Annotated in this window: 4 protein-coding genes; all 4 read right to left on the bottom strand. The window is 58.3% G+C overall.

Annotated features, from left to right (window positions below; genetic code table 11):
- Nucleotides 1-1,649: alpha/beta hydrolase family protein (locus AC1D0P_RS20130; RefSeq protein WP_477678377.1), on the bottom strand; the 1,649-nt coding region annotated here is incomplete at its 3' end.
- A complete protein-coding gene (locus tag AC1D0P_RS20125) occupies nt 1,646-2,539 on the bottom strand; it encodes a hypothetical protein (protein WP_477678376.1) in 894 nt (297 codons plus the stop codon). The genes AC1D0P_RS20130 and AC1D0P_RS20125, both read right to left, overlap by 4 nt.
- A 45-nt stretch (nt 2,540-2,584) precedes the next feature.
- Nucleotides 2,585-4,063 (bottom strand): HlyD family type I secretion periplasmic adaptor subunit, encoded by a 1,479-nt coding sequence (locus AC1D0P_RS20120; protein WP_477678375.1) that lies wholly within the window; start codon nt 4,061-4,063, stop codon nt 2,585-2,587.
- The coding region (locus AC1D0P_RS20115; RefSeq protein ID WP_477678374.1) for a peptidase domain-containing ABC transporter at nt 4,060-6,206 on the bottom strand (2,147 nt) is incomplete at its 5' end. The genes AC1D0P_RS20120 and AC1D0P_RS20115, both read right to left, overlap by 4 nt.

Raw genomic sequence — 6,206 nt, 5'->3', positions numbered from 1 at the left:
GCAAGAAAGCTTGCAAAATTAGTCTGCGCATCAGTCACCTGGCTAATAGGAACAATGGTGGCTTTTCCAAGCAGCGCTTGATATGTTGAGGTGTCCGTAATCGCCTTAAGTTTTTCATAAAACTTGGTTCTTCCGCTATAGCCAGTTGGACCAGTTGTCAGCGCCCACGTATTGCCTTCCAGGCTCCCTTTGAGCCTTTCGCTGTCTTTCCATCCCATGCCCAACATGTCAGCTAAGGCGTTAACAACTCTTTCCAAAGTGTCGCCATCGGCCTTGCCCTGATTGTTTGTACCGACATTACTAATAAAACCGGTTTCCACTTTGGCGTTACTAGCGGAGTTAAAGACATTTTTTAACGTCGCGTCATCGAGGCTGGGGGCCATTTGAGCCAGCGTGTTCTGCACGTTCAATGAATCGACAAGCAAGACCAGGCTGTGGGTGTCGCCAAAGTCGTTGGCAGAAAAGTTGGGCACCAGAAGCTTGACGCCATTGGCAAATGAGCTTTCGCTATAAACGGCTGCGGCAGCGCTACCGCGAAGGAGCGGTTGGTCTTCAATCCATATCGGTTTACTAATACCCAAATGGCGTTGAGAATTGGACACCATGGATGGGGTGGTGGCACCATACAAATCAAATACGTTGGCCCGGTTGTCCGTGGTCCGGGAGAGGCCGCCAAAGGCCTTACGTACTGCATCTTCGTCACCATAACTCGAGGTTTTTTCACCGGCTTTGAGCACGGCCAACTGATAGTCCAGGCCAATGGCTTCAATGTTGTCCAGTGTCACGCCAACAGCATTCTTGCCGTCCCCACTGGACAGGTTGGTTACCCGCGCAGCTTCAAAAGCGATGTCTCTACTGCGCTGCAGGGCCTTGACCAGAAGCGCGGCCTCACCATAGCCAGCTGTATTTGGAGACAGCTGTGTGGTCAGTGTCTTCGCCTGCAACAAAGCTGAATCGATGACCTCGAGCGTTACCACGCCATTCACATAGCTGACAATGCTTTTGTAGGAATCGTAGAAATCTCGCACGGATGCGTCGGTGAACAGGTCGGCGTTACTGCCAGTGCTACGGCGTTGGTCGAAAGCACTGATGACTGAGCCAAGACTGATACTGTTATTAAGGAGGCCTACTCCGGCGCCATTGAATGTGTAGATAGACGTCGCGGCATTGGGGTATAGGAGATCAAAGGCTGTCGCCAAATGGCCACCGAGGGAATAACCGGTGACAGTCAAKGTCTGCTGCAGATTGATCTTGTTGCCGTCGAGCAGCCCATCAACCCAGCTCTGCATGTCCGATATTTGTCCGAAGGCCCAGCCAAAGGGGCGTATCTCCATCCCGTTGGTAGCCTGGTTGTCCCGCGCCCCGTCGTCTATGAATTCCGTGGAGCGGAAGCTCAGGACGAGTTCGTTCGTCCGGGTGTTCTTGAAGAGGGTTCCGCTGAAACCTGTGCTGGTGTTTGATTTATGGTCCACCACCGTCCAGCCGTCTTCGATGAACTGATCGGCTTGGGTTGCCGTGAATTTGCTTGAGCGGTTGTTGCCGTATATGAGCTGACCTTTCACACCCTCAGGACTTGGAAGATCGAAAAAAGCCTCGGCTGCCATTTGCAGGTTTGCATATTTCAGATATGTAGTGATATCGCCGCTCATTTTTTCGCTCCTTGTGCTGGCTTAATAACTCGGTCAAAAAAATAGAAGGTTTTCTCGTCTAATTTTGGGCAACTGTTTTGACGCGCGTAAGACCATGGCGACCTCCCCCCAGTCTTATCACCTAGAGCCCTATCAAACATATACCCGACGCGCTCTGCAATAACTTCATTTGTTTGTAGATCAACGATCTTTTGAGAACTGCCTGCGATCCAACTATCCCGGTCTGTCGGGGTGGAGATGTCATCCCATGTAATTCCGTAGCGTGCAGTGCGAACAGGCACTGAAATTTTTGAAAGAGGAACGACGCCACCGCCATTACGGGTAATACGTTCGCTGACGTCTTTCCCCATAACCGTTGTGTACCGATAGAAGCCGGTGTCGTTTTCGTTCGCCACCTCTACAAACTTGTAGGTCACTATTTGCTCAGAAGGGACTATGTGACCAATAATGGTTGGAATCTTCGACCGTCCACGAATGAACAGCCTCAAATAGTCCTCGCCATTACCTACATAGCCATAGGGGTCATCTAGCTTGAACTGGTCTTCATAGTTGACTGCCTCAGTTCGAAGTTTCATTACGAAAATACCCTCTACATCGTCTACCGTCCGGATAATTTTCTCGCCGGATGTTTTGCATCGCTCTTCAAACAAGGCCTGTGCCTTGGCAAGCCGCTGTTTGTAGTCATCCATCGCCACCTGTTGCTGGTGGTTTTCCTGGCTGGCTTTGTACAACGGTATGGCAATCACAAACGCCACGGCCAACACCGCTAGCAGCTTTCCCCACCACCTCTTGGGTAGCCAAAGCGCCAGCCCGATGCTGGTTAAGGCAAACAATACAAAACCGATGCCTGCTGCTTGCAGCAATTCTTTAGTTAACCAGTAATCACGCATTTCTTCTCCCAGGACACACTAGCAAGGGCCCTATGTTGATCTCATTCATCTCTCCCTCCCCGACTCCTGCACCGCCTTCTGCACAGGCGACAGCAAATACTCGAGCACCGTCCGCTTACCCTGGTTGATCTCGGCCACGACCTGCATGCCCGGGGTGATGACCAGTGCCCTGCCCTGCGGGTCTTTGAGCACTTGTTCGTCGAGCCTGACGCGCACCTTGTAGGTCGCCATGGCGGCTGCGGCCGCCGCAGCGGCATCGGCACTGCTTGAGCCGGTGCTGCCTGATGACGAGCCACTACCGCCCTGGTTGTTCTGCGTCGCATCAGCGCTGATGTGGATGACCTTGCCCATCAACATGCYGTATTTCTGAAACGGGTAGGCGGCGAGCTTCACTTGCGCGGACTGGCCCACTTGCACAAAACCCACGTCGTCGTTCTTGATGGAAACATCGGCAAACAGCTGCTCGCCCTGGGGCACTAAAGTCAGCACCACGGTGCCGGGCTGCACCACCGCGCCCACGGTGGTGGTGGCCAGGTCCTTGATGACACCGTCTTGCGGGGCGCGCAATTCCATCAGGCCTTCCTTGTAAATGCTTTTGTCGAGGGTGGGTTGCAGCTGTGCGGTTTTGGCGCGCACGTCGGCGAGCTCTTTTTGCAACTCGCTCTTGTAAGCGCTTTGCAGCTGGCTGATTTTTTTGGTCTGCGCGGCGATGGTGGCGCTGAAGGCCTGCACGGCGGATTGCTGGGCGTCGAGGTCCTTGCCTTTTTCAATCGCTTCGCGCTGTTTGTCGGCGGCGGCGAGGCTGCCCATAAAGCCTTCTTTCTCGAGCTTCTCGTAGGCGGCTGCGGTGCGCTGGTAGGTGGGCAAGGTTTGCTGCAGCTTGGCCAGCATTTCGGCCGCGCCTTTTTTCTCATGCTCGGCTTTGGTGAGCATGGATTTTTCCTGGTCCAGGCTGTCGAGGAAGGCTTTGCGGTGCGCGATGTACTGGYTCTGCACATGGGCGTAAGCCTGCGGGTCGTCGCCGGCTTTGGGAAGCATGGGCTGGTCGGCGAGTTCGGCTTCGAGGCGGCGCATCTGCAGTTGCTGGGTCGCCAGGTCGCTGCTGATGCCGGCCTTGTCGGCACTGGCCAGCGTGGTGTCGAGCCGCGCGAGCACCTGGCCGCGCTTGACGGTGTCGCCTTCGTTGACGAGCAACTCCTTGACGACGCCGGGCTCGGCGGGCTGCACGATCTTGACCAGGGTTTGCGGCACCAGCTTGCCTTCGGCGGTGGCGATGATGTCGAGCTTGCCGATGGCGGCCCAGATCAGCAGGATAAATACCAGGGCCGATACGGCCCACAGCACGATGCGGCCGAACTCGCTGGGCGCTTCGTTCTGGATCAGCCTGAGCGGGTCGTGCCACTGGCTGGGCGGGCGCAATTGAACGACCTTGGCGGAAGCTTGTGTGTTGGCCTGCGCGTCGGCGGCCGGCGCCTCTGCCTGCGGTGCACCGTCTTGCGGCGTGGTGGGGGGCACGGCGCTCATACCTCGCCCTCCGTCTTGGGCACGGTGCGCAACGCGGTGCCTCCGGTATGGTTGCCGTGGTTCATGGGCGTGACCTTGGCGGCGGGGCCTTGTGCGGGCGACATCAGCTGCGCGCCCGTGGCCGTGAGGCGGAACACCGCGTCTATCTTGAGGCCCTTGGGCAGGCCGTGGGTGATGAAGAGCATGGTGACCTTGCCCTTGAGGGAATTGATGGTTTGCGCGAAGTGTTCGGCCGTGGGGCCGTCGAGCGCGCTGGTGGCCTCGTCAAACACCAGGATGCTGGGGCGCTTGAGCAGCGCGCGCGCAATCGCGATGCGCTGCTTCTGCCCGCCCGAGAGGCCGGCGCCGCGCTCGCCGATCTCGGTCTGGTAGCCCTGGGGCTGGGCTTCGATGACGCTGTGGATCTCGGCCATCTTGCAGGCGGCGGTGATCTGCTCAAAGGTGGCGTTGGGGCTGGCCATCTGCAGGTTGTCGTAAATCGTGCCGCTGAACAGCATGGTCTCTTGCGGCACCACGCCGAAGTGGCTGCGCAACTCGTTGGCCGACAGGTAGCGTATGTCGATGCCGTCGATGAGGATGCGGCCAGCGCTGGGCTGGTAAAAGCCCTGCAGCAGTTTGGCCAGCGTGCTCTTGCCACAGCCCGAGGGGCCCATGATGCCTATCATCTGGCCGGGCTTGATGGCCAGCGAAAGGTTCTCGTACACCAGTGGCAGGTGCTCGGCGTATTTGAAGGCGATCTCGTGGATCTGGATTTCGCCCTTGCGCGCGGTGTCGCGCGCGGGGATCACCGAATAAGGCTCAATCGGCGCGTTCATCAAATCGCCGAGGCGCGCCACCGACAGGCTGGCCTGCTGGAACTGCTGCCACAGGCCGACCAGGCGCAGCATGGGCTGCGAGAGCCGGCCGGAAAACATCTGGAAGGCCACCAGCATGCCGATGGTGAACTCCTTGCTGTGCATGACGGTGTATGCGCCTATGCCCAGGATCAGCAGGCTCATGAGCTGCTCGAGCAGGTTGGAGGCGGTGTTGTAGCTGTTGGCCAGCTGCTTGGTGGCAAAGCCGGCCTGCAGGTAGCTGGCGAGGTAGCCGCTGTATTTGCTGTTGAGCTGGGGCTCCAGCTGCAGCGACTTGACGGTCTCCAGGCCGACCACGTATTCCGTCAGGAAAGCCTGGTTGCGCGCGCCCATCTGGAACTGCTCCTGCAGCCGCGCCTGGAACAAGGGCGCGACCACCAGGCTCAGGCCGACGATGACGGCCAGGATGGCCAGCACGATCAGCGTCAAGGTGACGCTGTAATAAAACATGATGGCGACGAAGATCAGCAGGAAGGGGAAATCCAGGATCAGTGTGACGGCCGCACTCGCGATGAACTCGCGAATGGTTTCCACGCCATGCAGGCGGGCCGCGATGACACCGGTGGGCCGATGCTGGAAATACAGCGGCGGCAACTTGAAGAGGCGCTCGAAGACCGAAGAGCCCAGTACCGCGTCGACGCGGTTGCCGGTGTGCAGCACCAGGTACTGGCGCAGCCACGACAGCGCCGCGGAGAAAGTCATGAACACCAGCATGCCGATGGCGATGACGATCAACGTGCTTTCGGTGCGGTGCACCACCACCTTGTCGATGATGGCCTGGGTGAACAGCGGCGTGGCCAGCGCGATGAGCTGGATGACCAGGGAGGCCAGCAGCACCTCCTGCCAGAGTTTTTTGTGTTTGAGCAGTTCTGGCACAAACCAGCTGAAGCCGAACTTGCGCGCCTGCCGCGCCTGGGCTTCGCTGTCGGGGTCGGCGGCTGGGTCGGCCTGCGGCGTGACACGGGTGATATGGCCGCTGTAACGCAGTGCGAATTCAGGCAGCTCCAGCGTGCGTGGGCTGGCGTCGCCGGCTTCGACCAGCAGCAGCTTGGTGGCGTCGGCTTGCAGGATCAGGGCCGGCACCGTCTGCCCGGCTGCTGCTTCCAGCCCCTCACTTTTTTCCCGGCCGGCTTCGGCTGTTTCACCCGTTTCAGCCGTTTCAAATGCCTTGGGCTGCAGCCAGGCAATCAGCGGAAAGGTTTCCTTGTGCAGCTTGTCGGCTTTGGCCTTGTGGTGGACGGCGTCAAAGCCATAGGCCTGCATCGCGTCCACCAGGGAGCGCGTCGTAT

This window comes from Polaromonas sp. P1_G2 (assembly GCF_056405515.1).
This window is presented reverse-complemented; position numbering and strand designations above follow the sequence as displayed.